This is a genomic window from Roseiarcus fermentans (genome assembly GCF_003315135.1).
GTDB classification, from domain to species: Bacteria; Pseudomonadota; Alphaproteobacteria; order Rhizobiales; family Beijerinckiaceae; genus Roseiarcus; species Roseiarcus fermentans.
This window is the reverse complement of record NZ_QNRK01000039.1, coordinates 17693-43740: the sequence shown is the minus strand read 5'-3', so window position 1 is coordinate 43740 and position 26048 is coordinate 17693. Positions and strand designations below refer to the sequence as shown.

The window sequence follows — 26048 nt, the reverse complement described above, 5'->3', positions numbered from 1 at the left end:
CCGGGCGCTACCGCCCGTCGAACCACGCCTTCCACAGCGGCGCCGCGGTCGCGTAGGTGCCGCGATGGCTGGTTTGGCCGGTCGAGATCGCCTCGACAGCCGTGTTTCCGGCGCCGATCGCGTGCTGGTACGTCATCGCGAGGCGTCCGAGATCGGTCGGGATCGCTTCGTCCGCCTCGCCGTAGTAGTTGCGCACCGGGGTCCTCACCACCCAGCGATAGGCGTGGGTCTTCTCGGCCAGCAACCGCCCGTAGGCGGAGGCCGCGAAGAACTGCGGATCGAAATAGTCCGGCCGCACCAGCTTGCGCAGGTCGGTCGGGATGTCGGCGACGGCGACCGCCTCCCGCTCGTAGAGCTTGCGGGACGCTTCATACGCCGCGTCGTTGATGATCGAATGCGCCAGCCCGGGAACGCCGTAGTAATTCTCGAACGAGAAGGCCGAGAGGATGACGATGGTGGTGAGCCACGGCGCGTCGGTCTTGCGCGGAAAGTCGAGCGCGCCGCTGATCAGCGCAAAGCCGTCGACCGGCGCCGAAGCGGTCGCCGCCGCCGCGACCGGGACGCCCGACGCCTCGAGCTTCTCCAGGAGCGCCATGGTCACGAACCCGCCCTGCGACCAGCCGCCGAGAAACAGCTTTGCGCTCGACACGCCCAGATGGTCGAGCACGGCCCGGCTCGCCAACAGCATGTCGAACGGCGCCTGGCTCTGACTCGCCTTGACCACGTAGCCTTCCGGTTCGCTCGACGGCCCCATGCCGAAATAGTCCGCGCCGATCACGATGTAGCCCTGCCCGCCGAACACGGCGAGCGCGAGCCGGGTCTCCGCGGACTTGTCCGGAAACGAGGGGACCTCGTCCTTTCCGTAGACCGTGCCGTGCTGGTAGGAGAGCGTCGGAAAGACTGTCCCGCCCGTGTCGGGAACGGCCAGGAGGCCGGTCGCGACGGTCGGCCGGTTTCCGCGCTCGGGGATGACGGACGGGTACGTGACCCGGTACAGCGTCACGCCGTTCTGCGCCGGCGCAGAGGCCACGTGGACGCCGAAGAACGCCGGCGCGTCGTCGCTCAGGATGGAATTGAGCCTGGCTGCGTCCCAATGGTCGATCCGCTCATAGCTCACGCCGGAGGGAACTGCGACCTTGGCGCCGCCGCCGGTTTGCGCCGAAACCGCGTTCGCCATGGCGAAAGAGGCGAGCGCGACGATCATCAACCAACGAACGAGCGCCGCCACGAGCCTCTCCCCAACCTGCCTGCCGCGAGCCGCGCAACGTCCGCCCGCTTCCGTGATCGAGCGTTACCGCTGCGCGGCGCTCGCGACAAGGCCCGCGCCGCGTGACCGCCGTATGACGCCTGCGCGGACGGCCGCCGAGGGACCGCGATATTGCCCGACGCTTGAAGCGACGTTATCGTCCACCCGACGCCCGGTGGTCAGGGCCTTGGGACGCGCTGAGCGTTTGGTGGTGCAAAGATGATCGGATTCGGAGTCGTTCGAAACATCGCCGTACCCGTGGTCCTCGTCGGCGCCATGATGGCCGCGAGCGCCTATGGCGAATCGTCCATGTCCTCGTCAGCAGCCAAGGAAGGCCCAGCCTCAGCCAGCACCATCAATGACAGCGTGCCTCCCGGCCAGGTAACCCGATTAACCGAGCAAAATGTGATGCTAAGAGCGGTTACCGCACAAGGAGAGGAGGAGCTGATCATCAAGGGAGTCCGTCCTGCCGGAACGCGGGCCCCGATCCACACCCACCCCTACGGCGGATCGACCTGCGTATTGGAAGGTGCGATGACGCTGTACATGCAAGATTCAGCCCCTGTCACCAAATCTGCGGGGAGCTGTTACTATATGCCGCCCGGCATGGCCATGTCCGGCGCCAACGAGGGAACGGTCCCGGCCGTCCTGATTGACTGGTTCATCACGCCCAAGGGTATTGGCCCGTGGAAGGTCATTGAACCCGGTCACCAAGACATTGCCGACCAATTTGGCGGCGACTGACGGCAACGCAGCGGTGAGCCCAGTTCGTTTTGGCGCGGGTCGGCGTGGATTCGGGCGACGATCGGTCAATCTCAGCAGCTCGGGAAATGGCGACCGCCGTTCGGCCGCAGGGATGCAGGTTGAGAGGCTTATCCGCTTCGGGCGCCATGCCCCCTTTTCGCCGCCTGTCTGATCGACAGGCAACTTTTTCCGCACAGCCGGCGGCGCGCGCCGCCTGCCTACGAGAGGCGCTCGCCCCATGACCGAACTCGGCATCCTCGCCCGGCGCAGGATCGAAGCGGACATCATCGCGCCCATCTACGACGAGCTGCGCGAGGCCGTCGGCGAGGAGCAGGCGCGAACAATCCTGCGCAAGGCGATCCGCCGCGCCGCGGTTTCGGCCGGCGCCGCGATGGCGGCGCAGAGTCCGGGCGGCGCCGATCTCGACGCCTTCAAGGCGGTGTTCCCGCTCTGGACCAAGGACGACGCGCTCGAGGTCGAGGTGCTGCGCGACGAGCCGGGGCGCTTCGATTTCAACGTCACGCGCTGCCGCTACGCCGAGACCTATCGCGCCATGGGGCTCGGCAGCCTCGGCGACGTCCTGTCGTGCGACCGCGATGGCGCGTTCTGCGAGGGTTTCGATCCGCGCATCGAATTGACACGGACGCAGACGATCATGGGCGGGGCGAGCCATTGCGACTTCCGCTACCGGCAGAGGACCGACGAGGCCGCGGATTGAAGGCGGCGCGCCGTCCCCCGGCGGATCATCGAGGAGCCATCATGAGATGTCTGACCCTTCTCGCCGGGGCCGCGGCCCTGATCGCCGCGGGCGCGGCGACCGCCGCCGCCCAGTCTCAGGCCGCCGTCGGCCCGAGCCGCTCGATCGAGGTGACGGGCGAAGCGAGCGTCGAAGCGACGCCCGACTTCGCCCTGGTCACGCTCGGCGTCACCACGACGGGCAAGGACGCGGGCCAGGCCATGGCCGCCAACGCTCGGGCGACCACGGATCTGATCGCGGCGCTCAAGGGCGAGGGCGTGGCTGCGGCCGACATTCAAACGTCGAGCCTGTCGGTCTCGCCCAATTTCGCCAATCCGCCGCCGGGCGCCGTCGCGCCGCCCGCGATCGTCGGCTACAGCGTCGGAAACATGGTGACGGTGACGGTCCGCGACCTGGCGCGCCTCGGTCCCCTGCTCGACAAGGCCGTCGCCGGCGGAGCCAACGCCCTGAACGGCGTCGTCTTCGGCGAAAACGACGCGAGCGCGCTGCTGGACAAGGCGCGGCCGCTGGCGGTCGCCGACGCGCGCCGCAAGGCCGAGATCTACGCCGCCGCCGGCGGCGCGAAGGTCGGCCGGCTGATGCAGCTCAGCGAAGGCGCCGGCGGACAGCCGAGCCCGTTCCAGCCGCGCATGTACGCCGCCGCCAAGGCCGTTTCGACTCCGATCGAGGCCGGGCGGGACAGGCTCACCGCGGCGGTGACGGCGCGCTTCGAGCTGACCGACTAGCCGTCCTTGCATCGCCCGGAGACCGCCAGATGTGCCGATCGATTCGCCCGCTGTTCAACTTCGAGCCGCCCGCGACCGAGGAGGAGATCCGGGCGGCGGCGCTGCAGTTCGTTCGCAAGGTCAGCGGCTCGTCGCGGCCCTCGCAGGCCAACGCGGCGGCCTTCGCCCGCGCGGTCGACGAGGTGGCCGAGGCGACGCGCCGGCTGGTGTCGTCGCTCCACGCCGCGGGGCCGCCGCGCGACCGGGAGACCGAGGCGGCCAAGGCGCGAGAACGGTCGCGCCAGCGGTTCGGGTGAAACTGAAGCAGCAGGCTCGCGGAGGTGGCCGCGCGGACAATGACGGGCCACCTCCGATCGTGCTGCCCGATCGAGTGGCTCGGGCCGCCTCAGCCACCCTGTTCGAGCGCATGCACGCGGCTCGTGAGGGCCCTCATTTCGTCGCGGAGAGAGGTCAGCGTGTTGTCGATGCGGATAGCGCGCATGACCACGACGTCCAGATCGTCGCGCAGGTGTCGCACGTCCGTCTTGAGGTCGCGAACGTCTGTCTCCAGCGATAGAAGCTTGAGGCCTATCCAACGCAGATCAATGTTCTCGGGCAGGTCGGACACGTCAAACCCTCGCTCGGCCAGCCGCCGATATAGCAGAAAAATTCTTGCAGATCGAACGGTCGCGCGCCGGCGATCGCCGGCTCGTATGATCAGCGCCTCGGCGAGACGCACGGAAGCCGCAAAATCGCCGTCAGGCGTGTGTCCCATGCGCCGTCGGACGCATCGAGAAGGAGACTATCATGCGCGCATCTCACATCGCGGCGGCTCTCGCGGCCGCAACGCTCGGGCTTTCGATCGCCGCGGCGAACGCCGAGACGATGACCTTCAAGGCCGTCCTCTCGGGTCCGGCGGAAACCCCGCCGACCGACAGCAAAGGGACCGGGACGCTGACGGCGACCTACGACACGGCGACCCGGACACTCGCCTGGACGGTCGACTATTCCGGCCTCACCGGCCCGGCGATCGCAGCTCATTTCCACGGGCCGGCGCCGGCCGGCAAGCCCGCGCCGATCGAGGTTGCGCAGAAGCCGCCGCTCGCGAGCCCGATGAAGGGCTCGGCCGTCCTGACCGCCGAGCAGGCCAAGGACCTGACGGACGGCATGCTGTATTTCAACATCCACACCGCGGAGCACAAGCCGGGCGAGATCCGCGGCCAGGTCGAAAAGGCGATGTGAGCGCTCCCGCTTCGCCGCTGCGCTCGCCATGACGGTGGTCAAGCCCCGCCGTCCTTGCGAGCCGAAGGCGAAGCCATCCAGCCGCGGACACAGCGGCGCTTATGGATGGCGTCGCTGCGCTCGCCATGACGGCCTCGAGTCCCGCCGTCCTTGCGTCGTCAGGCCTTCAGCTCGTGCAGCCTCGCCGTCGGGCAAATCTTTTGCGCGATCTCGGCGAGGCGCCCATGGTGGGTGAGATAGATCACCTGCCCGACGGTCCCCATGTCGGCGAACAGCTTCAGCGCCTCCTCGGCGCGGAAGTCGTCGAAGGTCTCCATGATGTCGTCGGCGACGAACGGGGCCGGGCGGCGCGACCGCGCGAGTTCGTGGAAGCCCGCCACCCGCAGCGCGAGATAGAGCTGGAAGCGCGCGCCCTTCGACAGTTGCCCGGCCGATTTCGAGCCGCCGTCGGCGCCGAGCGCGATCAGCGTCTCGCTCTGCCCCTCCGGCTGGGTCGAGAGGCCGCGATAGGCGCCGCGGCTGATCTCGCAGAACGCCTGCGAGGCGCGCTCCATCATCGCGCCGCGATGCCGGTCGCGATAGAGCTTCAGCGCCTGGTCCGCCGCGGCCACGCCGGCGCGCAGCGCGAGATAGCGCCGGGCGCCGTCCTTGATCTCCTCGAGGATGGTGCGCCGCTTCTCCTCGATCCGGGCGACGGCGTCGTCGCCGCCGACGGCCGCGAGCGCCCGCTCCGCCTCGGTCAGCGCGGCGAAACGCTCCGCGTGCGCCGCCTCCTCCTGAGGCGCGCGCGCGTCGCAATCGGCGAGTTCCTGCTCCAGACTCGTGCGGTCGGCGGCCTCGAGGGCGGCGCGTGCGGCGTCGAACGAGCCCGCCACCCCCGAGGCGACGATGGCGCGGCTCTCGTTGGCGAGCTCCTCACGCAGCGCCTCGCGCCGCTTGCAATCGTCGAGCTTCGCAGCGACGTCCGGCAGCGTCGCGACGCCGAAAAAACTGGTCATCTCCTGTTCGAGCCTGCGGTTGACGGCGAGCGCCGCGCCGATTTCGTCGAGCGTTGTCCGGGCGGCGACGAGCGCTTCGGCGCGCTCCGTCCGGCGCCGGCGCGCGTCCTGCGCGGCCGTGGCGCGCGCGACGACGGCGTCGGCGAGCCGCGAGGCGTCCTCGTCGGGAGGGAAACCCAGCGCCTCGCCCACCGCCGCGACCTCGTCGGCGAAGGCCGCGCGGTCGCGCGCCATCGCCGCGATGCGATGCTCGAGATCGGCGCAGTCCTTCAGCCCCGCCCGGAGCTCCTCCAACGCCTTCAACGTCTGGCGCATCGCGCCGACCGTCGGCGGCGCCGGCCCCTCGGCCAGCCAGGACTCCGCGCAGGCGTCCCGCCAGGCGCGGCGCCAGCGCGCGTCGTCCTCCTCGGCGGTCGCGAGCCGGCTCTCGGCGCGCAACACCTCGGCCCGGCGCTCCCGGACTTTGGCGTGCAGCGCCTCGGCCCGGGCCGCCGCCGCGACCGCGGCCTCCGCGCTGTCGATCAGGGCCGCCATCCCCGCGTCGGCGTCGTGGGCGACGCCCGCCGCCGCGAGGCCCTCGCCGAGCGCCTTACGCGCCCGCTCGGCGTCGTCGGCGACCCTGCGCACCGTCTCCTTCGCCGCCTGCGCGTGGAGGACGAGCGCCAGCGCCTCGTCCCGCTTGGTCCGCCAGGCGTCGAGAAAGCCGAGGGCGTCGCGGCCGGCGGGCGCGGCTGCGGGCATCAGGCCGGCGATCTCGTGCGCAAGCGCGGTCTCATCTTTCTCCGCCGCCTCGACGTCGGCCTGCGCCCGGGCGCGGTCGACCCGAACGCCGGCGAGGATCACCGCCCGCTCGCGTAGAGACGCGAGTTCGCGCGCATGGGCGAGCCGGGCGGCGGAGGCGGCGTCGTCGCGCCGCATCGCGCCCTCGAAGGCGTCGGCGGTGTCGGCCGAGAGCGCGCCTCGGTGGCGGCGCCAGGCGTCGTCGCGCGCGGCGCGCAGGTCCGAGGCCGCGGCGTCGCCGACGAGATCGCCGGCGCCGGCCGCCGCGGCTTCGGCCTCGAGCCGCAGGACTTCGGCCGACTTCTGGGCGAAGGCGTCGGCGGCGGCGCGTCGGCGGGCGCGGATCTCCGCCTCGCGGGTCCGCAAGCCCGCGGCTTCCGCCGCCGAGGGAACGGCGGCCTCGGCGAGCGCCTCCGGGTGGCCGGACCACGGCTTCAGCGCCGCCATCGCGGCGACCACTTTGCGCCCTGCCGACTCCAGCTCCTCGCGCGCCGCGGCGAGGCGCGCGCCGCTCGCGTCGCGGCGCGCCGCGGCGAGGCGGCGCTCGAGCATCTCGGTCCGGGCCGAGCCGGCCTCGGCCGGCGGCGCGGCCTCGACCGCTTCGGCGAGCGCGGCCTTCGCAGCCTCCAGCGTCCCGCGCGCGGACGCGCGTTTCGACTCGACCCCCGAGCGCGCGGCGATCAGGTCCTCCAGCGCCCCGACCGTGCGCGCCGGCAGCAGCAGGGCCTTCGGCGCCGCCTCGCCCTCGCGTCCGAGACGGCGCAGGATGTCGGCCACGACCGCCTGCCGCGCCGTGAGCTCGTTGCGGCGGACGGGAATGTCCCGCGCCGTGTCCCAGCGGCTGCGCAAGCTTCGCCAGCCCTCGACCCGGGGAAGAAGCGCGACCGCCTCCGGATCGTCGCCGATTCGTTCGAGCTCCGCCTCGAGCCCCTTCACCGCCGTGTCCGCGCTCTCCCGGCGCGCGACGAGGCGGATCGCCTCGGCCTGAAGGCGGCCGAGCGCCTCGGGCCATCCGGGCGGCGGCGTCGGCAGGCCGGCGAGCGGCGCGAGCCGGCGCTCGGCCTCGGCGAGCGCGGCGAGCCGGGGCAGCGCCGCGAGCAGCCGGCGGATCGCCTCGGCGCGCGACCGCCGCGCCCCGAGCGTGCGCACCGCCGCGTCGTGGGCCGCCTTCGCTTCGTCCCGCCTCGCGAGAAGATCGGCGTAGGCCGAGGCGGCGGTGTCGAGCCGGTCGCGCTCCTCCCTGAGCGAATCGAGCGCCCGCTTCTTCTCCGCGAGCTCGGTGATCTTGCCGCGCGGCTTGTAGAATTTTTCCGCCTGGTCGCGGAGCCGATCCAGCCGGCCGCTCATCTCCGACAGGCCGGCGCTCGCCGAGAACAACAGCCGGCCGAGGTCGCCCTTGCTCTCCAGGATCGCCTCGCCGCCCTTTTCCAGGCTCTCGTCGTCGAGCGAGAACATCATCCGGAACGCCTCGCGGTCGACCCCGCCGAGTTCGGCCCGCAGGACCGCCTCGTCGAAGGCGAGGTTGTCCTTGTCGACCAGGCTCGCCCTGTCGCGCTTCAGGCGCGCGACCTCGACGGCCGTCCCGTTCAGGTCGAGCCGGGCGCCGATCCGCATGGAATTGTAGGCGTGCCAGTTCGGCACGCTCGCCTTGCCCTTGGCCGCGCCGTAGGCCGAGCGATCCTCGATGCCGAACAGCAGGTCGAGAATCGCCGCGGCGACAGTCGACTTTCCCGCTTCGTTCAGCCCGTAGATGACGTGGAAGTCCGGCCCGCGCTCCGGCCGCGCGCCGAAATCGATGGGATAGTCGCTGAACCGGCCGTACCGGACGAGATCGAGCCGCTCGATCCTCATGCGCTACGCCTCCCTGTCGGCTGCGCGCAGAAACGCCAGCACGTCGTCGGCGCCCTCGCGCGCGATGACGCCGAGCGCTTCGGCGAAGCCTTCGGCGTCGGCGCCGAACAGATCTTCGCGCGCACCCGGCGGCAGATGCCCGCGCAGGTCCTCCGCGATCGACTGAAGCTCGTCGCGAAAAGCCTTCGACCCGGCGACCTCGGTTTCCATCAAGAGCCTCAGCTCGGCGACCGGATCGGCGCCGCCGCCGGCCCCGGCGAGCGGCTCGCGGCAGCGAATCTCGATTGTGTCGAGCCAGGCGCCCCCGAGATCGGCGCCGATTCGGCGCGCCTCCTCCTCGATCAGATCGGCGTCGCTGCGCAGCCGCCAGGCGAGCGGCGTCGCGCCCTCCAGGATCAGGCGGGCGACGAGGTGCTCGCTCGACGTCGCCGCGCGCGCCGCCTCGAGCGCCCGCTCGATCCGCCCGACCGCCGCGCGCCAGTCGCCGGCGCCGGCGAGATCGACGGCGACGCGCCGGAACTCGGCGATCGCGGTCGGCCGCTCTTCGACCGCGATCGCGCCGCCGTCGTCGATGGTGACCAGCGTCGCCGATTTCGGCCCCGCCTCGTTGATGTCGCGCCCCTGCGGATTGCCCGGCATGACGATCGTCGCCCTGCCCTGCTCGACCGAGCGCTGGTGGACGTGGCCGAGCGCCCAATAGGCGAAGCCGCTGCCATGCAGGTCGGCCGGCGCGCAGGGCGCGTAGCGGTCGTGCGCGGCCGAGCCGCCGAGGCTCGTGTGCAGGAGGCCGATGTTGACCGCGCCCGGCCGCGGCTCGCGGAACTTCGTCAGAAGACTTTCGGGAGCGTGCTTCTGGGCGAAGCTGATCCCGTGGATGGCGACGTCGAGCGCGCCGGCGGCATGGAGGACGACGTCGGCTCGGCCGCCGAACACCTTCACCGAATCCGGCAGGACCAGCTCGCGGGTGATGCGCGATTCGGCGTCGTGGTTGCCGCGAATGACGTAGGAGGAAATCCCGGCCTCGTGCAGCCGGCGCAACTGATCGGCGAGGAAGCGCGCCGTCTTCATCGACGTCTGATCGCCGTCGTAGAGGTCGCCCGCGATCAGCAGCGCGTCGACCCTCTCGGCGAGGCAGAGGTCGACGATCGCAACGAAGGCGCGCCGGGTGGCGCCGCCGACGAGCTCCGCCAGCGCCGCCTCGCGCAGCGCCAGCGTGCGCAGCGGCGAGTCGAGGTGAATGTCGGCGGCATGAACGAATCGGAACGGCATGGCGGCATGCTATCCCACCAGACCCCATCGAACAAACCATGAACTCAACGGCATCCACCGGTATTCGCAGGCCCGCCGCGGTTCGCCTTGAGGCCGCAGCCGCCTTCGGGCATAGACCGGCGCGATGCGCGGGCGGCTTTCGCCCGCCGAAACGGGCGGCGTCCTTGGGTTTCAGAACGACATCGGGCAAGCTCGAGAACGCGACGGGCGTGCGTCTCAGCCGGTCGCTGCACGGGCTCTGGCGCAAGGCCGTGCGGCTGCCGCTGAAGACGCTGGGCGCCAAGCTGCGTCGGGCGCGGGCCGCGGGCGCGACCGGAGGCCTGCCGGTGTCGGTCGACGAGACGACGGCGCTTGCGCTCGTTCCGTTCGAGGCGCGGCTGCCGCCGCCGCTGGCGCAGTGCACGGTGGTCGAGTCCTGCCGCTATCCGACCAAGCTTCACCCGCTCAGCGTCAATTCGACCACCTCCGAGGCGATGCACTACGTCCCGCACACGGTCGACGCGCCGGCGATGACGCTCGAGCATCTGGTCGAACCGTTCTGGTTCCCCAAGCTCGGGCTCCTGATCTCGAAGGACGGCCTCGTCTGGCGTCACTCGTTCCTCGGGCCGTTCCAGCCGGGCTTTCTGACTTCGGTCAAGGAGATCGTCGACCTTCCCGGCCCGGACGGGACGGCGCGGCCGCTGTTCTTCCCGGAGCGGCTCGCGGGCGCCCCGAGGATCGTGGGCGAACGCCTGCTGATCGCCAATTCCGAGCAGCCGAACTACGGCCATTACCTGCTCGACATGGTCCCGCTGATTCACCTCGGCGCGCGGATCGGCGCCCCGATGCTGACATGGACCCTGAAACCGTGGCAGCGGGCGCTGATCGCCCGCCTCGACGTCCCCGTCGGCCTGATCGAGGAAATCCGGCCCCGCCCGGTCGTCGTCGAGCACGCGATCGTCAGCAACCGCATGAGCGGCGTCAGCAGCCAGAACGTCCACCCGCAGCACCGCGAGGCCTTTGGCGCGATCCTGGCGAACGTGCGCAAGGCCGTTCCGGGGCTGGAGACGCCCAGGCGCGTGCTCATTTGCCGCAGCCTCGCCAACAGCCGCAATCTCCTGAACCGGGCCGAGGTGATCGAGGCGCTGACGCCGCTCGGCTTCGCCGCGATCCAGCCGGAAAAGCTGAGCTTCGACGAGCAGGCGCTGACCTTCGCCGGGGCGGAGATCGTCGTCACCGAGTTCGGGGCGGCGATGGCGAACGTGATGTTCTGCCGCCCCGGAACCCGGGTGGTCGAGATCATCGCCGAGGGCCAGCACGACCCGTGGTCGGCGCATCTGGCGGCGATGCTCGAGCTCGAGCACGTGGTGCTGTTCCAGCCGCAGACGGAAGAGGCGCTCCTGACCGCGCCGCGGCATGTGAAGGACTCGACCTTCGCCTACCGGGTGGATGTCGCCCGCCTCGTGGAGACCGTGCGGGCGCTGATCGGGTAATGGCCCGGCGCACCGCGGGGTCGCTGACCCCGCCGGCGCGCTCGACACGCGTCCTGAAAGCGGATCGCGCCCTGTTCGCCGCGGTTACGCAGATCGGGCAGCGGCTTCGTCAGCGGGCGGAGAAGCGCGTGTGCAGCCGGGGGCTGGAGCCATCTGGCCCGTCCCTCCCGATCCGGGAGGGCAGTCTGCCGAGCGCCACCGCCTTCCCCGGCTGAGCCGGAGAGGGCGATCGGCTCACGTCCTGGCCGGGGTCCAGCGCGGCCACATCCGGGTCAGCACCGCGTCGCGCTTGACGACGACGTGCCACACCACCGCCAGCAGATGCACGGCGATCACGACGCCGATCGCCCAGGCGAGGACTTCGTGGGCGAGCGCCGCCCGCCCCGCCAGCTCCTTGTTCTCGGAGACGAGCTGCGGCAGCGTGTACAGGCCGAAGAACGACACCTCGCGGCCAGCGAAGCCCGACATGACCCAGCCGCTGATCGGCAAGGCGATCATGAGCACGTAGAGCGCCGCATGCGCGCCGCCGGCGGCGATCTCGGTGAGCCGACCCAGCGGCGCCGGATAGGCCGGCAGGCCGAGCACGAGCCGCGCCAAAATCCGGATCACGACCAGCGCCAGCACGGCGACGCCGAACGACTTGTGAACGAACAGGATCTCGCTGCGCAGATCGCCCTTCGGCAATTGCGACGCCCAGACCCCGAGCCCGAGCCCGATCAAGATCAGCAGCGCCATCAGCCAGTGGAGTGTGCGGAAGGCCGGATTGTAGACGGCGATGAATTGCGCCGGGGTGTAGCTTTTCATGACGACGGACCTTATTGACGGCGATCCCCTGTCCTTGCCCGCGAACGCGACAATCTCAAGACTCCACGTCGTCGCAGGCGATCACGACTCGATGATCGCCGCCGCCCGAGGACAGCCTGCGCCATCATCGCGAGGAGCCGGAAGGACGACAGGGCGACCCAGGGCGCGGCGTTCTTCGGCGCCCGCCTTGGCTGCAAGGGCCTCGCTGGGCTCGCAAAGCGGAGGCGAAAGTTCTCGAAATCGCTGTCAGGGAACTGTCAGGGAATAGGAAGCGGTCGGGGGCGACGCCAGCTAGTTTCTCCCGAAGCAAAGGGGCCCTCGGCGCTCCGCTGATCACCGGCCGGCATCGCCCTCACAGTTGGACATGATCCGCCGACGGGAGACAACCGGGGAATATTGCGTAGCGGCGGTTTGACGCACCCCGCGCCGCGACCGGCGCCCGCTCACGCCCTCCAGAACAGCCCGACCGTCAGCAGCAGGCCGATCGCGACCACGCCGAGCTTGAGCAGCTTCTCGTTCACGGTCCTGAGCATCACCGCGCCGGCCCAGCCGCCGATCGAGGCGCCCACCGCGGTGATCGCGGCCTGGAGCCAGTGGACGTCGGGGGAGAAGACGAAGATCGCCACAGCGGAAGCGTTCATCACCCCCGCGAGCACGTTCTTGGTCGCCCCGGCGTTGCGCACGGCGAGGCCGGCCATGGTCAGCGACGCCATCATCAACAGGCCGATGCCGCCGCCGAAATAGCCGCCGTAGACGGCGATGCAGAATTGCGTGACCGCCTCGCCCCAAGGCGAGAGGTGATTGGCCTCGCCCGGCTTCGGGGGTTTGCGGAAGAAACTGCCCCAGGCGAACAGCACGGTCGCGAACAGCACCAGCCAGGGCACGAGGCGGGCGAACACCGAGGGCGGGGTCATGAGCAGCACCACGGCCCCGATCGCGCCGCCGACCAGGCTGATGACGAGCAGCGTCGTGAACTTCAGGCCGGGCGGGCTCTGCGCGTCGGCGCGCCCGGTCACGCCCATGACGATCTGCGACGGGAACAGCGCCACGCACGAGGTGATGTTGGCGGCGCGCGCGTCCATGCCGGTCAGCATCAGCGACGGCAGGGTGATGAACGACCCGCCGCCCGCGAGCGCGTTCTGCGTTCCGGCCCAGATCGAGGCGAGGAACAGAACGAGGAGCGTGAGGGTCATCGGACGGCGAAGGACAAGGCGCGCTCCTCGGGGAGACGGACGAACGGGAGCGGCCTCCTAGCACGGCGCGGCGAAGCCATGGAAGGAGCCGCGCCGCGCTGTCAGCGCTCCCGGCGGCTCAGGAACGCCAGCTTCTCGAACAAGTGAACGTCCTGCTCATTCTTGAGCAGGGCGCCGTGCAGCGGCGGGATCAGTTTTTTCGCCTCGCGCTCGCGTAAGGTTTCGGGCGACACGTCCTCGTTGAGCAAGAGCTTCAGCCAGTCGAGCAGTTCCGAGGTGGTCGGCTTCTTCTTCAGGCCCGGGGTCTCACGCAGGCTGAAGAACGCGCGCATCGCCTCCTCGACCAGCCGCGGCTTGATGCCCGGGTAGTGCGAGTCGACGATCCGGCCCATCGTCTCGGCGTCGGGGAAGCGGATGTAGTGGAAAAAGCAGCGGCGGAGAAAGGCGTCCGGCAGCTCCTTCTCGTTGTTCGAGGTGATGATCACGACCGGCCTCACCTTGGCCTTGATCGTCTCGCCCGTCTCGTAGACGTAAAACTCCATCTGGTCGAGTTCGAGCAGCAGGTCGTTGGGGAACTCGATGTCGGCCTTGTCGATCTCGTCGATCAGCAGCACCGGGCGCACCGGCGACACGAACGCCTCCCACAGCTTTCCCCGCCTGATGTAGTTGGCGATGTCCGACACGCGCGGATCGCCCAGTTGAGAGTCCCTCAGGCGCGACACGGCGTCGTATTCGTACAGGCCCTGCTGGGCGCGGGTGGTCGACTTGACGTGCCAGGCGATGAACGGCGCGCCGATCGCCGCGGCGATCTCCTGCGCCAGCAGCGTCTTGCCGGTGCCCGGCTCGCCCTTGACCAAAAGAGGACGCTCGAGCGCGATGGCCGCGTTGACCGCGGTCTTCAGTTCGTCGCCCGCGACATAGGTTGTCGTGCCTTCGAAACGCATGCTGCATCCTTGCCGGGAAATTTCTGGGGCGCCGGCCCCTCAGGCTTTCTCGCGCCTTTGCCCGCAACGATCAAGGGCGCGCGGTTCGGTCAGGTTCGTGCACGGTCCGCGCCGCGCCCGGAGGTCGAGGACGAACCGTCGGCGCCGGCTCGGAAGGCGGAGCGGCCAGCCCCGGGCGGCCTGACGCGGCGATACCCGACGCGTCGCCACCCTCCCGGCGCCCCGTCGTCGAAAGCAGGCCCCCGCAAACCCGACGGGGCAACCCGGCCGCGAGTCTTGCGCAAGCTGCAACCTGGTCCGCGCCGGAGGGTTCAGCGGCCACAGACTTTTATAATACAGGCGCTTTGATGACTTGGTGTCGGTAAGTCAACAGCCTGCGTGATCAGACTAAAATGCAATCTAAGCATAATCTACAAATAATGTTACGTTCATAAACTTACATGTGAGCAGCATAAAAATCAATTATCAACGTTAATATTGGTTGACTCGTGTAATCCGTGGTGTATTACGAATATTGCGAAAATTACAACTTTATCACAGCACGTTTGTGCTTCAGGGGAATTTCGCATGTTTTGGTCCTCAGGCCGGCGACGCCAAAGGACGGCGTGGATCGAATCGGAGGCCGAGGCGCTGGTCCGGGAGCTCGGAAACGCGGGGTATGACGCCGCTCGCCGCAAGGAGCGCGGGGCGAACGATTTTTCGGCGGCCCGTTCCTGGCGTGCGGTCAAGGACGCCATCGCGCGCAGAACGGGCCAGCGGCAAGCGTCCATCGCCGTGACGCCGCAGGACCAAACGGCGCAAGCGTCGCCGGAGCCGGCGCTGGCTTCCGCCGCGCCGCCGGCGAATGACGACGTCAACTTTCAGGAGCTCGTCGCCGCGATCAGGAGCGCGCCCGGCGGCTCGAAGCCCATCGGAACGGAGGCGTCGGAGCCGGCCGCGACAGGCGATGCGCCCGGGCCCGGCCGGCTCGATCCCGACCTCGATCATCGGGCGGAGCGCTCGGTTCCCGACGGCGCTTCGTACAGGGCCGCCGCATGGACCGATCCAGCCCTCGGCAGCCGGGCGAGCGGGTTTGCCCGCTTCGATGCATCGCTCGCAGCCGCAGCCGCTCACACCTTTCTCTATCACCAGTCCGATCGAACCGACCCGATGAAAGCAATGGACGCCATGACCAGTATCGACACACCCGGACCCTCGATGACGCAAGACGAACAGGCTCGCCTGTTGCTGGAGGCGGTCACGGACTATGCAATCTACATGCTGGATCCCAACGGCATCGTGTTGAGCTGGAACCCCGGCGCCGAGCGTTTCAAAGGGTACGCGGCGTCGGAAATCATCGGCAAGCCCTTCTCCGTGTTCTACACGGCGGAGGATATCGCCCGCGGCGAGCCGCGAAGGGCGCTCGACACCGCGACCGCCGAGGGACGGTTCGCGAGCGAAGGATGGCGCATCCGGAAGGATGGCAGGCGGTTTTGGGCCAGCGTGGCCGTCGATCCGATCCGCGCCCCTGACGGCGCGCTGCGCGGCTTCGCCAAGATCACCCGCGACATCACCGCGGAAGTCGAAGCCCAGCGCGCGGTCGAGCTGGCCCAGGCGGCGCTGTTCCAGTCGCAGAAGATGGAGGCCATCGGCCAGGTGACCGGGGGCATCGCCACCGATTTCAACAATCAGCTTTCCGTCGTACGCGCCAGCCTGGAACTCGTCCGCAAGCGCCTGCCAAAGGATCATCCCAGCAGCGGCCTGATCGACAACGCCGTTCTCGGGACTGTGAGAGCGGCGGCGCTGACCAAGCGAATGCTTTCCCTTTCGCAACGCCACGAGCTCAGATCGGAGTCGATCGATCTGCCGTCGCTCGTCGGCGAAATGATCGATCTGCTTCAGTCTTGCCTCGGACCCTCGATGACCATCGATACCGAGATGGCGCCCACCCTGAACACGATCCTCAGCGATCCCCGACAGATCGAACTCGCCCTGATCAATCTCGTGTTGAACGCGCGCGAGGCGATGCCCCGCGGCGGCGCAGTGACGATCGCGATCCGGGAGGAACACGTCCCGCCGGGCCACCGCACCAACCTCGCGGCGGGCGACTATGCCTGCCTGAGCGTGATCGACCCCGGCGAGGGGATGGACCAGACGACCCTGGCGCGGGCCGTCGAACCGTTCTTCACCACCAGGGGGACGAGCAAGGGCTCCGGCCTCGGCCTGCCCATGGTCCACAGCATCGTGACCAGATCGGGCGGCGCGCTCGCTCTCGCCAGCGTCCAGGGCAAGGGCACGACCGTGGAGCTCTGGTTCCCGATCGAACAGAGGCAGGGCAAGGCCGCCAGCGCGCCGGAGAGCTCACGCGGTGTCGGCGGAAGATCGGGACCCCTGACCGTGCTTGCGGTCGACGACGACGCGCTCGTTCTCGTGAACCTGTCGGCGATGATCGAGGACCTCGGGCACAAGGTCCAGCGGGCCGGATCAGGCCGGCAAGCGCTCGAAATCCTGGCGCGTGAGGCCTCCGTCGATCTGCTCATCACGGATCAGGCGATGCCGGGAATGACCGGGGCCGCGCTCGTCGAGATGGTCATGGGCATGCGGCCGACCCTGAGGACGATTCTGGCGAGCGAACCCTCCGAGCGGCTCCCGGACATGGGGGATCAGGTGAGCCTTGCCAAACCGTTCCATCAGGAGGACCTGGCGCGCGCCATCGCGGAGGCCTTCGCCAGGGACGCCCCGAACCAGAACGTGCTGACGTTCCCCAAGCGGGACATCGCGCCCTAGTCCGAACTGTTCGGGGCGAAACCCGGCCCTCCGGGTCGCGCAGGCCGACCGCCTCCGCCTCCTTCGCGCGCGGGACGCGTCGGGCGCCGGCCCCCTACCCCATCGTCGCCTTCACCGTCTCGACCAGCTGCTTGAGCGTGAAGGGCTTCGGCAGGAAGACGAACTCCTGCTTGCCGGGCAGGTTGCGGGCGAAGGCGTCGTCGGCGTAGCCGCTGACGAACACCACCTTGGCGTCGACGCCGCGCTGGCGCAGTTCGGTCAGCATGGTCGGCCCGTCCATCTCGGGCATGATCACGTCGGAGACGATCAGGTCGATGGCGACGCCCGCTTCCTCGACCACCTTCAGCGCCTCGAGCCCCGTCTCGGCCTCGAGCACCGTGTAGCCGCGCGAGGTCAGCGCGCGCGAGGCGAAGGCGCGCACCGCCTCCTCGTCCTCGACCAGCAGGATGGCGCCGCGCCCGGTCAGGTCGGCCGCGGGCTTGGCCGGCTCCGTCTTCGCCGGGGCCTCGACCTCCGCCTCGACCAGGCGCGGCAGCAGGATGCGGAAGATCGCGCCCCGGCCCGGCTCGCTGTCGAAAAACACGTAGCCGCCGGTCTGCTTGACGATGCCGTAGACCATCGACAGGCCGAGCCCGGTGCCCTTGCCGACCTCCTTGGTGGTGAAGAACGGCTCGAAGATCTTGTCGCGGACGTCGGCCGGCACGCCATGCCCGGTGTCTTCCACTTCGACGAGCACATAATCGGCGGGCGCGACGCCCGCGTCCTTGAAGCGCGCGCATTCGGAGGCGTGGACGTTGCGGGTGCGCAACGTGATCTTGCCGCCCTCGGGCATGGCGTCGCGGGCGTTGACCACCAGGTTGAGGATGACCTGCTCGAACTGGTTGATGTCGGCCTTGACCAGCCACAGGTCGCGGCTGTGGACGACTTCGAGCGCGACCGGCTCGCCGACCAGGCGGCGCAGCAGCATCTGCAGTTCCGACAGGACGTCGTTGAGCTGCAGCGTCTGCGGCCGCAGCGTCTGCCGGCGCGAGAAAGCGAGGAGCTGTCGCACGAGGCCGGCCGCCCGATTGGCGTTCTGCTTGATCTGCATGATGTCCTGGAAGGACGGGTCGGTCGGGCGGTGGTTGGCGAGCAGGAGGTCGGAATAGCCGATGATCGCGGTGAGCACGTTGTTGAAGTCGTGCGCGACGCCGCCGGCGAGTTGGCCGATCGCCTGCATCTTCTGGCTTTGGGCGAGATTCTCCTGCAGCGCGCGCTGCTCGGTGGTGTCGAGCGCGAACACGATCGCGCTCGCGCCCTCGTCGCTCGCGGGGTCGGCGGCGGAGACGAACAGCCGCGCCGAGCGCGCCGGCTCCTGGCCCTCGATCGAGACGTCGAGCGGCTCGATCCCGCCCTTGCCCGCGGCGGCGGCCGCGAGCGCCGCGCCGAGCGCCGCGCGGTCGCGCTCCACCACCAGCCGGAACACCGACGGCCGGCCGTCGGCCGCCCTCAGCGCCGCCGGGGCGAGCCGGGCGAAGGCGGCGTTGGGTCGCAAGAGCGCGCCGTCGGCGCCGACCTCGGCGATCGCCACCGGAGTCGAATTGAAAATGCGGGCGAGCCGGACCTCGGCGGCGCGCAGGTCCTCTTCGCCCTTCACCTCGCCCGGCGCGCGGCTGATCACCAGCGAGCGCGACGGCCCCGGCGCGCCGTCGCTCGAGAAGGCGACCTTGTGATGGATGCGCGCCGGCATGACCCGGCCCAGGCGCGGCCTGAGATCGACGTCGAACGACTGGGTTTTGACCTCGCCGGGCCGGCCCGACATGGTGGTGAGCATCGCGCCGCCGTCGCCGGCGATGATGTCGCCGACCCTGAGCTGGCCGAGCCCGAACTGAGCGAGGTCGTAGTCGAGCCACTCCGCCAGCGTCGCGTTCATGTGGACGATCGCGCCGTCCGGCTCGGCCGAGAAGAAGCCGGCGGGCGCGTGGTCGAGATAGTCGATGGCGTGCTGGAGGTCCTGGAAGAAGGTTTCGTGGCGGTCGTGCTCGCGGGTCTCGTCCGAGACGGTCCACACCGTGGCGGCCTCGCGGGCGACGCCTCCGATCTGCCGCACCCGGATGCGATACCATGCGACCGGACCCTCGCCCGAGGGCGGCGGAGCGAGCCGCAGGTCCTCGCTCGCCTGTTTGCCGGCCTTGGCGGCCTGGGACAGCCGATAGACCGATTCCGACACGTCGGGCGAACCGGCGAACGCCCGCTCGACCGGCCTGATCTCGCCCCCGCCCGACAGGGCGCGGTAGGCGGCGTTGGCGTACAGGATGCGCGACTGCCGGTCCGTCACCATAATCCCGTCCGGACTCGAATCGGCGATCGCCTTGGCGGTGTCGGAGCGGCCGCCGCCGGGCGGGAAGCCGATCCGGCCGAAGGCGAACAGGAGAATCCCCAGCGCGCCGACAAGCGCCAGCGCTGCGAACGCCCCGGTCAGCACGGCCGCGGCGAGGCCGTTCGATCCGAACCAGGCCGAAGCCGCCACGACCGCAAGCGCCAGCGCCAGCGCGCCGAGCACGATCGGATTCGCCGTCCGCTCGATCCGGTCCACCACAGGCGGGGGCGGCGTCGAATTCATGGTCTGACTGGACCCCAAGCAGGCGCGGCGCGCGCGCGCCGAGTCGTTTTCCAACACGCCCTCTTGCTACCATGCGTTCCGACCGATGTCTTGGCGCGGGCCGTGACGATCAGGGCGTAAATGCGGCGCGCGGCACAGTTTTCATTGCCGCCTTGTTTTGTTATGGTTTGCGCTTGGTTCCATCCGGAGCCGAGATGCGCCGGTCTCTCGGGCGAGTTCAAACGCCCGGGGCGGTCCATGCAGTGCGAAGCGACGCGTTCTGGCGCGACGGCCCGGCGGAGACCGCGGACGCGCAGGACGGTGAGCTTTGGCATGCGCGGGCGGCGGCGCGGGCGCGGGATTCAGCATGCAGTGGTTGAATGACCTTCCGTTCGGCGACAACCGGGTCGCTCAGATCGGACTTCTGGCGGCCTGCGGGATCGCCATCCTGGTGGCGCTCGCGATCGTCTACCGGATCGCCTTCGCCCATCGTCTGCGCGTCCCCGGAGGCCGGACGCGCCAGCCGAGGCTCGGGCTGGTCGACGCCTTCAGCCTCGACGGGCAGCGGCAGCTGGTTCTCGTCCGGCGCGACAACGTCGAGCACCTGATCATGATCGGCGGGCCGAACGACGTCCTGCTCGAGGGTCAGATCAACCGCGCCTTCGCGCAGGCGCGCGAACCGGGCGTGGCGGCGGCTTCGCAGCCGCCGCGCCGGCAGGCGGAGCCGGCCGCGCCGCCGCCCGCCCCGGGACCCGTCGCCGTCCCGCCCGCGGCCGCCAAGACGCCGCCGGCGCCGATTCCCGCCGCCGCCGAGCCGCAGCGCGCGATCCCGATTCGTCCCGCGGCGGTCAGGGAGCCGCCGCCGCCCGCCGCTCAGCCGCAACCGGTCAAGGCCCCGCCTGCGGTTCCTCCCGCCCCTGCGGCCTCCCCTGCCCCCGCGGCTTCCCCTGCCCCTGCGGCTTCCCCTGCTCCTGCGGCTTCCCCTGCGGCTGCTCCTGCGACGGCGCCGGCCGCCGCCGCTCCGGCCGCGCTTCAGGCGCACGCGACGCCCGAATCGGCCGCCGTCACAGGCCCGCCGCCCGAGGCGCCGCAGGTCGCCGCCGTTGTCCGGCCCGCCCCTACGGTGCGCCGCGGGATGCCGCCGCCGATCGCGCCGTTGAGCCGGGCGAATGTCGTCCGCGCGCCGGAAAGGCCGCAGCCGGCGGCGCCCGCGCCTCACCCGGCCCCGGCCCCGGCCGCGCCTCACCCGGCCCCGGCCGCCCCGGCCCCTCAGGCGGCCGCGCCGCAGCCTGCGCGCGCCGCCGAATCCGCCCCCGCCCCCCACGCGGCCGCGCCGCCGCCCGCCGTCAAGACGGAGCCGATGGTTCCGGAAGGCGCCCCGCCGGCGCCGCGCGCGCCGGAGCCGCCGGTCGCCCCCGCGCCGCCGCCCGCCGCCGTCGCGCCCCCGCCGCGAACCGATCCGCCTGCGCCCCAGCATCCGGCTCCGCAGCCGCCTCGCGCGGAGGCGCCCCCGCCGCAGGAGCCGAAGCCGGCGGCGAGGGTCGAGACGCGGCCTGCGCCCGCGCCGCCGCCGCCGCCCGGCGCGCCGGCGGACAGGCAGGCGCCGCAGGCCGAAGCGGCGGCCAAACCGGCGCCGAAGTCGGACGATCCGTTCGCCGGCCTCGATTCGCTCGAGGCCGAAATGGCGAAGCTGCTCGGACGGGAAAAGCTGAGCTGAGGCGAGCGCCCGCCGTCGTGGGCGGGAGCGGCCCGGGCCCGGGCCGATGGCGCAAAGCCCGCCGCGACGGCCCGGCGCCATGGACGGCGTCGCATTCGGCTCGCAAACGGCGGCGTTTCTGCCCGCCGACCGGCGCCCAGCGAGGGCGCCGCGGGGGTCAGTCGTCCCGGTAGATCTTCTCGCGCCGCTCGTGGCGCTCCTGCGCCTCGACCGACAGGGTGGCGATCGGGCGGGCGTCGAGACGGCGCAACGAGATCGGATCGCCGGTCTCGACGCAATAGCCGTACGAGCCCTCCTCGATCCGCGACAGCGCGCTCTCGATCTTGGAGATCAGCTTGCGCTGGCGGTCGCGGGCGCGAAGCTCGATCGCGCGGTCGGTCTCCGACGACGCCCGGTCGGCGATGTCGGGGTGGTTCTCGCTCTCGTGCTGGAGCGCGTTCAGCGTGTCGCGGCTTTCGGCGAGGATCGACTCCCGCCACGCGATCAGCTTGCGCCGGAAATATTCGCGCTGTCGCTCGTTCATGAACGGTTCCGCGTCCGACGGCTTGTAGCTCTCAGAGCCGAAATCGTTCATCCGTGATCCCTGTCTCCAGTGGATTTTCGCGGCCTTATAGCGACCCCGGGGCGAAGGAACAACGACTATCGTCTGACGGCCGCCGCACGCCCGTAAACAGGGCGCCTCCGGCGGAGCATATTGCCGCAGGCCGCTTGCCAGACGCCCGCGCGGGATTACGTTGCGCCGAGGAGTCGGCCCCGGACGCGGGATCGGAAACGGAGGGTGGTCATGTACAAGCGCATCGTTCTCGCGGTCGACCTCGGGGAAACGTCGGCTGCGCCCAAGGGCCTCTCCGAGGCGCTGGAGCTCGCCAAGGCGTGGGGCGGGTCCCTGCGGCTGGTCAACGTCCAGCCGGTGGTGCCGGCGACCTTCATGGAATACGTGCCGGCCGACTTCGACGCGGAACAGACCAAGCGGGCGCTGGAGCAGCTCAACGAACTCGTCGCCGGGGTCGACCTGCCGGCCGACCGCAAGAGCGTCGCCGCGCGCGCCGGCGGCATCTACCACGAGCTCCTCGAGGAGGCGACCGAATGGGGCGCCGACCTGATCGTCGTCGGCTCGCACCGTCCGGTGATGAGCGACTACCTGCTCGGTTCGAACGCCAAGACCATCGTCCGCCACGCGCAGTGCTCGGTGCTGGTGGTGCGGTGAGTTCGGGGCCCGCCGGGCCGGGCGTTCACCCCTTCCCCAACGAATGTTGGGGAAGGTGGCGCGCAGCGCCGGATGGGGTGTGGAAAGCAGGAGTCTGACGGCGCGGCGAGGCTGAGACGGTCGTGCAATCCGTCGATGGCGATGCAGCAGCCTACACCCCATCCGGCCCTTCGAGCCACCTTCCCCAGCAAAGCTCTACCGCCTGCGCACAACTCGCCCAGCCGGGGCAACCGTCGACGCGTGCGCCTCCTCCCCCCTTGTGGGGGAGGAACGAGGAGGGGGGTCACGCCGAACCTCGACGGTGAGCGCTTTTCCAGCCGCCGAACGGAAAGGTCCGAGAGACCCCCCACCCTGTCCCGCCCCCACAAGGGGGGCGGGGACGCTCCCGTCGCTTGAAGTTCCGCCGATATACGAGGTGTGTGCATGCCGTAGAGCAAAGCTGGGGAAGGGGTGCGCGACCCGAGAGATTTGGGCATGCCGTAGAGCAAAGCTGGGGAAGGAACATATGTCACCCGATCGCGACAGAACTCCCCCCGCTCGCCTGCCCGACCTTGTTGGCGTCGCCGGTCACGGTCGCCGTCTGCGCCGTCAGCGCCGCGCCGCCTGCCCTCAGCAGGGCTTCGAGCGCGTTGGCCGCCTCGGGGTCGGCCTTCAGCGCCTTGATCAATTGCGCCTGCAGCGCCATGGGATCAATTGCGCCTGCAGCGCCATGGCGTTGGCGGCGTCCTTCGGGTCGCGCTCGGCGTCGCCGACCGCCTCCGCGCCGGCGGGGCTTTTCAGCCGGCCCTTGATCCAGACCCAAATGCCCTCGGCGGCGGCGTGCGCCGCGACGTCCTTGCCGAAGTCGAGCAGGTGGGGGCGTGGCGACAGCGGCGGCGGCGAGCGCGGCGGGGTCCATGGGCGTTGGTCCTTTCTCGCTCGCGGAATAGTCGAGGATGACCAGGACCGGCCTGTCCCAGCGCCACGGCTCGACGCCGTGCTGGGCGCGAAATCGGTCGAGCTCGTCCGCCGGGACAAAACCCGCGAGCCAGCCGTCCTTCGCGACAGCGCGCGCGAGCTCCAGCGCCAGCCGAGTCTTGCCGCGCCCGCCCGCGCCGACAAGCACGCGGATGGAGACCGGCGCCTCCGCGTCGAGCCACGCCCGCAGATCGGCCCGAGCGCCGTCGCGACCGAGCAGCGGGACCACGTCGGCGCGGTAGGCGCTGAGGAGCCCGGCCTCGGAATCGTTCCGCGCCGCGAGCTTTGTCCGCTTCTCGTACTGGGTCAGGCGCAGATAGGGTTCAAGGCCAGTCGTGATCGTGACGACGCTCCCGCTCGCCTGGACGACGATGTTGTCATTGCCGGAGACGTGAGCGTTCTGGGCCGGCTGATCCATCGGGCGCTTTCGGAAGACGCGAACCGACCGCGACAGTGAACTGCGGCGCCATGTTGGTCAAATCTGTTGACCGTCGCGAGCAGGTTCATCGCCATCCTCCTCCGTCCCGGCTCCGCCGTCCGGCGAGCCGCCCGATGGGAGGACGGCCGCGGGATTGGACGCCGGTGGACGCAGGAGGCGCGGCAATTTCTTCCGTAAAACCGAAAACTGTGCTAACGTGCAGATGTTGGGGTCGGCGTCCTTCGACAGGAATACGGACAGGCCGGACGGCTGTTTGAGATGTTCATCTTCCGGGACGCTCGCGACACGGGGGCCGCGGGCGCGACGCGCCGCGCGCCGACGGGATTCTGCGCATCGTGCGCATGAACCCGAGCGTCGCAGGCGGACCAGGTCGCCTCCTCGCCGTCATCGAGAGGAGCCAAGCGACGTAGCGATGCACGGGCCAAAACAGCGTCAAAGCCGTGTGGATTGCTCCGCCTTCGGCTCGCAATGACGGCGCCCACCGTGACAGCCAAGGCCGACAGGCGAACGTAACTGCCAAGCCTAGGCGCACCTTGGAATGACGGCGGTCGTCGACGCCGAGGCGGGGGCGATGACGCTGCCCGCCGTCCTCGCGAGGAGCCCGAAGGGCGACGCGGCGATCCAGGGGCCGCCTGCGCCGACGTTGAAGCGCGGCGACGCGGGGCATACGGCAGACCTTGGCCCCGCCCGCCTGGATCGCCACGTCCCCCCGGATCCAAGTCTGGATCCAAGTCCGGGGGTCGCTCCTCGCGATGACGGGGGTGTTGCCACGTGACGTAACTCCCAACCCCGTCTTTGCGAGGAGCAAAGCGACGAAGCAACCTATGCCGCCGGTTGCTTACGGCGGAAAAAAATCGCTCCGTCTTCTGCTCGCAACGAAGGGCGGCGGGACGACCAGAGGGCGCGACAGCGGCCCAGCGGCCCTGGATCGCTTCGCTTCGCTCGCGATGACGGCGCTGTTCGCTGCCGGCTTGGGAGTTACCACGTGACAGGTTTTGGCGTTCGAGGCGTTGAAATCCTTGGGGTCGCGTCTAAGAAGCGTACGCGCCCGGCGCCGGCTCGGGCGTTGCAGTCGCCAGTCGCCCGAAAATTCCCGCGCAAGCCTTTGAAAACCCACAAAACCGGCCCGGGCCGCGGTCAGTGCGCGAGCGCCTTCATCGCCGCCTCGACCCCGTCGGGCGTCAGCGCAAACATCCGCCGCTGCAGAATGTCGGCGATGATCTGGGTCGATTGCGAATAGGCCCAGTGCGGCTCGGGGGTCGGGTTGATCCACACCGTGCGCGGCCAGGTCGCGAAGGCGCGTTCGAGCCAGACCCGGCCGGGCTCGGGGTTGAGGTGCTCGACCGAGCCGCCCGGCGACACGATCTCGTACGGGCTCATCGACGCGTCGCCGACGAACACGACGCGATAGTCGCGCCCGTAGGCGTTCAGGAGGTCGCGGGTGGCGATCCGCTCCTCGTAACGGCGGCGGTTGTTCTTCCATACGCTCTCGTACAGGCAATTGTGGAAATAGAAGTGCTCGAGCCGCTTGAACTGGCTCTGCGCTGCGGAGAACAGCTGCTCGGCCGCCTCGACGTGCCAGTCCATCGAGCCGCCGACGTCGAGGAACAGCAGCACCTTGACGGCGTTGCGCCGCTCGGGCCTGAGCTTGACGTCGATGTAGCCGCGGTCGGCGGTCGAGCGGATGGTGCCGTCGAGGTCGAGCTCCTCGGCCGCGCCCTCGCGCGCGAACCGCCTGAGGCGCCGGAGCGCGAGCTTGATGTTGCGTGGGCCCAGTTCGGCGTCGCCGTCGAAGTCGCGGAACTCGCGCTTGTCCCACACCTTGATCGCGCTGCCGCGCCGGCCCTTGTCCTGGCCGATGCGCACGCCCTCGGGGTGGTCGCCGTAGGCGCCGAACGGCGACGTGCCGCCGGTGCCGATCCACTTCGAGCCGCCCTGGTGGCGCCCCTTCTGCTCGGCGAGGCGCTGGCGCAGCGTCTCCATCAGCTTGTCGAAGCCGAGTTTTTCGATTTCGGCCCGCTCCTCGGGGCTGAGGAAGCGCTCGGCCATGCGCCGCAGCCATTCCTCCGGCAGCTCTTGCGCCTCGACCGCCGCGGCGAGCGAGAGAACCCCCTTGAAGGTCGAGGCGAACACCACGTCGAACTTGTCGAGGTTGCGCTCGTCCTTGACGAGGAGCGCGCGCGAGAGACGATAGAACTCGTCGACCGACCGGTCGGCGAGATCGCCCTCGAGCGCCCGCATGACGTCGAGATATTCGCGCGGCGTGACCGGGACGTGCGCCTGGCGCAGGTTGGCGAAGAAGGTGAGAAACATGGATCCGATGCTAGCGCGCGGCGCGTTGGACTTGCAATGCCGCGCGCGGCCGGGATAGGGGACG

20 protein-coding genes are annotated in these 26048 nt (G+C 70.1%); 9 read left to right on the top strand and 11 right to left on the bottom strand.

Features of this window, described 5'->3' with window-relative positions; all coding sequences use genetic code 11:
* Nucleotides 1-7 precede the first annotated feature (7 nt).
* Nucleotides 8-1177, bottom strand: a complete 1170-nt coding sequence (locus DFR50_RS25665) for an alpha/beta hydrolase (protein WP_210209045.1) — start codon at nucleotides 1175-1177, stop codon at nucleotides 8-10.
* Between the two features lie 288 nt (nucleotides 1178-1465).
* Here DFR50_RS25665 and DFR50_RS25660 point away from each other — a divergent pair, with 288 nt between their 5' ends.
* The 4 genes from DFR50_RS25660 to DFR50_RS25645 all read left to right on the top strand — a co-directional run bounded on the left by DFR50_RS25660 (nucleotide 1466) and on the right by DFR50_RS25645 (nucleotide 3768).
* Entirely contained in the window at nucleotides 1466-1990 is a 525-nt protein-coding gene (locus DFR50_RS25660) for a cupin domain-containing protein (RefSeq protein ID WP_113892123.1), read from the top strand.
* Nucleotides 1991-2228: 238 nt separating this feature from the next.
* A complete protein-coding gene (locus DFR50_RS25655; protein ID WP_113892122.1) occupies nucleotides 2229-2708 on the top strand; it encodes an L-2-amino-thiazoline-4-carboxylic acid hydrolase in 480 nt (159 codons plus the stop codon).
* A gap of 41 nt (nucleotides 2709-2749) precedes the next feature.
* Complete coding sequence (locus DFR50_RS25650; RefSeq protein WP_113892121.1) at nucleotides 2750-3472, top strand: SIMPL domain-containing protein; 723 nt, start codon at nucleotides 2750-2752, stop codon at nucleotides 3470-3472.
* 29 nt (nucleotides 3473-3501) lie between these two features.
* Nucleotides 3502-3768, top strand: coding sequence for a DUF2277 domain-containing protein (locus DFR50_RS25645; RefSeq protein ID WP_113892120.1), 267 nt, complete (start codon nucleotides 3502-3504; stop codon nucleotides 3766-3768).
* 89 nt (nucleotides 3769-3857) lie between these two features.
* Here the strand turns inward: DFR50_RS25645 and DFR50_RS31700 are convergent, their stop codons facing one another.
* Complete coding sequence (locus DFR50_RS31700) at nucleotides 3858-4226, bottom strand: hypothetical protein (protein ID WP_147262923.1); 369 nt, start codon at nucleotides 4224-4226, stop codon at nucleotides 3858-3860.
* Between the two features lie 32 nt (nucleotides 4227-4258).
* On the opposite strand from DFR50_RS31700, the gene DFR50_RS25635 reads away from it, so the two are divergent.
* Nucleotides 4259-4693, top strand: coding sequence for a CHRD domain-containing protein (locus DFR50_RS25635; RefSeq protein ID WP_113892118.1), 435 nt, complete (start codon nucleotides 4259-4261; stop codon nucleotides 4691-4693).
* Nucleotides 4694-4851: 158 nt separating this feature from the next.
* On the opposite strand, the gene DFR50_RS25630 is transcribed toward DFR50_RS25635, so the two are convergent.
* Nucleotides 4852-8322, bottom strand: coding sequence for an AAA family ATPase (locus DFR50_RS25630; protein WP_113892117.1), 3471 nt, complete (start codon nucleotides 8320-8322; stop codon nucleotides 4852-4854).
* Between the two features lie 3 nt (nucleotides 8323-8325).
* Nucleotides 8326-9591 carry a metallophosphoesterase family protein gene (locus DFR50_RS25625; protein WP_113892116.1) on the bottom strand — a complete coding sequence of 422 codons (1266 nt, stop codon included), beginning with the start codon at nucleotides 9589-9591 and terminating at the stop codon, nucleotides 8326-8328.
* Nucleotides 9592-9755: 164 nt separating this feature from the next.
* Here DFR50_RS25625 and DFR50_RS25620 point away from each other — a divergent pair, with 164 nt between their 5' ends.
* Nucleotides 9756-11063, top strand: a complete 1308-nt coding sequence (locus tag DFR50_RS25620) for a glycosyltransferase family 61 protein (RefSeq protein WP_113892115.1) — start codon at nucleotides 9756-9758, stop codon at nucleotides 11061-11063.
* Nucleotides 11064-11297: 234 nt separating this feature from the next.
* Here the strand turns inward: DFR50_RS25620 and DFR50_RS25610 are convergent, their stop codons facing one another.
* The 3 genes from DFR50_RS25610 to DFR50_RS25600 all read right to left on the bottom strand — a co-directional run bounded on the left by DFR50_RS25610 (nucleotide 11298) and on the right by DFR50_RS25600 (nucleotide 14004).
* Nucleotides 11298-11867 carry a cytochrome b gene (locus DFR50_RS25610; RefSeq protein WP_113892113.1) on the bottom strand — a complete coding sequence of 190 codons (570 nt, stop codon included), beginning with the start codon at nucleotides 11865-11867 and terminating at the stop codon, nucleotides 11298-11300.
* A 443-nt stretch (nucleotides 11868-12310) separates the two neighbouring features.
* Nucleotides 12311-13060 carry a sulfite exporter TauE/SafE family protein gene (locus tag DFR50_RS25605; RefSeq protein WP_113892112.1) on the bottom strand — a complete coding sequence of 250 codons (750 nt, stop codon included), beginning with the start codon at nucleotides 13058-13060 and terminating at the stop codon, nucleotides 12311-12313.
* Between the two features lie 101 nt (nucleotides 13061-13161).
* Nucleotides 13162-14004 carry an AAA family ATPase gene (locus DFR50_RS25600; protein ID WP_113892111.1) on the bottom strand — a complete coding sequence of 281 codons (843 nt, stop codon included), beginning with the start codon at nucleotides 14002-14004 and terminating at the stop codon, nucleotides 13162-13164.
* A 567-nt stretch (nucleotides 14005-14571) separates the two neighbouring features.
* On the opposite strand from DFR50_RS25600, the gene DFR50_RS25595 reads away from it, so the two are divergent.
* The gene (locus DFR50_RS25595; RefSeq protein WP_113892110.1) at nucleotides 14572-16770 is read left to right on the top strand and encodes a PAS domain S-box protein; all 2199 of its coding nucleotides are present in this window, start codon (nucleotides 14572-14574) and stop codon (nucleotides 16768-16770) included.
* A 94-nt stretch (nucleotides 16771-16864) separates the two neighbouring features.
* Here the strand turns inward: DFR50_RS25595 and cckA are convergent, their stop codons facing one another.
* On the bottom strand, nucleotides 16865-19372 hold the full coding sequence (gene cckA / locus DFR50_RS25590; RefSeq protein ID WP_113892153.1) for a cell cycle histidine kinase CckA: 2508 nt from the start codon (nucleotides 19370-19372) through the stop codon (nucleotides 16865-16867).
* A gap of 346 nt (nucleotides 19373-19718) precedes the next feature.
* On the opposite strand from cckA, the gene DFR50_RS32325 reads away from it, so the two are divergent.
* Nucleotides 19719-21068, top strand: a complete 1350-nt coding sequence (locus DFR50_RS32325) for a flagellar biosynthetic protein FliO (RefSeq protein WP_170153391.1) — start codon at nucleotides 19719-19721, stop codon at nucleotides 21066-21068.
* A 157-nt stretch (nucleotides 21069-21225) separates the two neighbouring features.
* Here DFR50_RS32325 and dksA read toward each other — a convergent pair whose 3' ends face one another.
* Entirely contained in the window at nucleotides 21226-21642 is a 417-nt protein-coding gene (gene dksA, locus DFR50_RS25575; protein WP_113892107.1) for an RNA polymerase-binding protein DksA, read from the bottom strand.
* Nucleotides 21643-21852: 210 nt separating this feature from the next.
* Between dksA and DFR50_RS25570 the strand changes: the two genes are divergently transcribed.
* Nucleotides 21853-22275 carry a universal stress protein gene (locus DFR50_RS25570; RefSeq protein ID WP_113892106.1) on the top strand — a complete coding sequence of 141 codons (423 nt, stop codon included), beginning with the start codon at nucleotides 21853-21855 and terminating at the stop codon, nucleotides 22273-22275.
* Between the two features lie 508 nt (nucleotides 22276-22783).
* Here the strand turns inward: DFR50_RS25570 and DFR50_RS25565 are convergent.
* Both DFR50_RS25565 and DFR50_RS25555 read right to left on the bottom strand, forming a co-directional pair.
* The gene (locus DFR50_RS25565) at nucleotides 22784-23650 is read right to left on the bottom strand and encodes a hypothetical protein (RefSeq protein ID WP_113892105.1); all 867 of its coding nucleotides are present in this window, start codon (nucleotides 23648-23650) and stop codon (nucleotides 22784-22786) included.
* A 1158-nt stretch (nucleotides 23651-24808) separates the two neighbouring features.
* Nucleotides 24809-25984, bottom strand: a complete 1176-nt coding sequence (locus DFR50_RS25555) for a vWA domain-containing protein (protein ID WP_113892103.1) — start codon at nucleotides 25982-25984, stop codon at nucleotides 24809-24811.
* Nucleotides 25985-26048: the final 64 nt, after the last annotated feature.

Excerpts from the sequence above, each read along its gene's own strand:
- DFR50_RS25665 (WP_210209045.1), bottom strand. The coding sequence starts at position 1,177 with ATGGCGAACGCGGTTTCGGCGCAAACCGGCGGCGGCGCCAAGGTCGCA.
- DFR50_RS25660 (WP_113892123.1), top strand. The coding sequence starts at position 1,466 with ATGATCGGATTCGGAGTCGTTCGAAACATCGCCGTACCCGTGGTCCTC.
- DFR50_RS25655 (WP_113892122.1), top strand. The coding sequence starts at position 2,229 with ATGACCGAACTCGGCATCCTCGCCCGGCGCAGGATCGAAGCGGACATC.
- DFR50_RS25650 (WP_113892121.1), top strand. The coding sequence starts at position 2,750 with ATGAGATGTCTGACCCTTCTCGCCGGGGCCGCGGCCCTGATCGCCGCG.
- DFR50_RS25645 (WP_113892120.1), top strand. The coding sequence starts at position 3,502 with ATGTGCCGATCGATTCGCCCGCTGTTCAACTTCGAGCCGCCCGCGACC.
- DFR50_RS31700 (WP_147262923.1), bottom strand. The coding sequence starts at position 4,226 with ATGGGACACACGCCTGACGGCGATTTTGCGGCTTCCGTGCGTCTCGCC.
- DFR50_RS25635 (WP_113892118.1), top strand. The coding sequence starts at position 4,259 with ATGCGCGCATCTCACATCGCGGCGGCTCTCGCGGCCGCAACGCTCGGG.
- DFR50_RS25630 (WP_113892117.1), bottom strand. The coding sequence starts at position 8,322 with ATGAGGATCGAGCGGCTCGATCTCGTCCGGTACGGCCGGTTCAGCGAC.
- DFR50_RS25625 (WP_113892116.1), bottom strand. The coding sequence starts at position 9,591 with ATGCCGTTCCGATTCGTTCATGCCGCCGACATTCACCTCGACTCGCCG.
- DFR50_RS25610 (WP_113892113.1), bottom strand. The coding sequence starts at position 11,867 with ATGAAAAGCTACACCCCGGCGCAATTCATCGCCGTCTACAATCCGGCC.
- DFR50_RS25605 (WP_113892112.1), bottom strand. The coding sequence starts at position 13,060 with ATGACCCTCACGCTCCTCGTTCTGTTCCTCGCCTCGATCTGGGCCGGA.
- DFR50_RS25600 (WP_113892111.1), bottom strand. The coding sequence starts at position 14,004 with ATGCGTTTCGAAGGCACGACAACCTATGTCGCGGGCGACGAACTGAAG.
- DFR50_RS25595 (WP_113892110.1), top strand. The coding sequence starts at position 14,572 with ATGTTTTGGTCCTCAGGCCGGCGACGCCAAAGGACGGCGTGGATCGAA.
- cckA (WP_113892153.1), bottom strand. The coding sequence starts at position 19,372 with ATGAATTCGACGCCGCCCCCGCCTGTGGTGGACCGGATCGAGCGGACG.
- DFR50_RS32325 (WP_170153391.1), top strand. The coding sequence starts at position 19,719 with ATGCAGTGGTTGAATGACCTTCCGTTCGGCGACAACCGGGTCGCTCAG.
- dksA (WP_113892107.1), bottom strand. The coding sequence starts at position 21,642 with ATGAACGATTTCGGCTCTGAGAGCTACAAGCCGTCGGACGCGGAACCG.
- DFR50_RS25570 (WP_113892106.1), top strand. The coding sequence starts at position 21,853 with ATGTACAAGCGCATCGTTCTCGCGGTCGACCTCGGGGAAACGTCGGCT.
- DFR50_RS25565 (WP_113892105.1), bottom strand. The coding sequence starts at position 23,650 with ATGGATCAGCCGGCCCAGAACGCTCACGTCTCCGGCAATGACAACATC.
- DFR50_RS25555 (WP_113892103.1), bottom strand. The coding sequence starts at position 25,984 with ATGTTTCTCACCTTCTTCGCCAACCTGCGCCAGGCGCACGTCCCGGTC.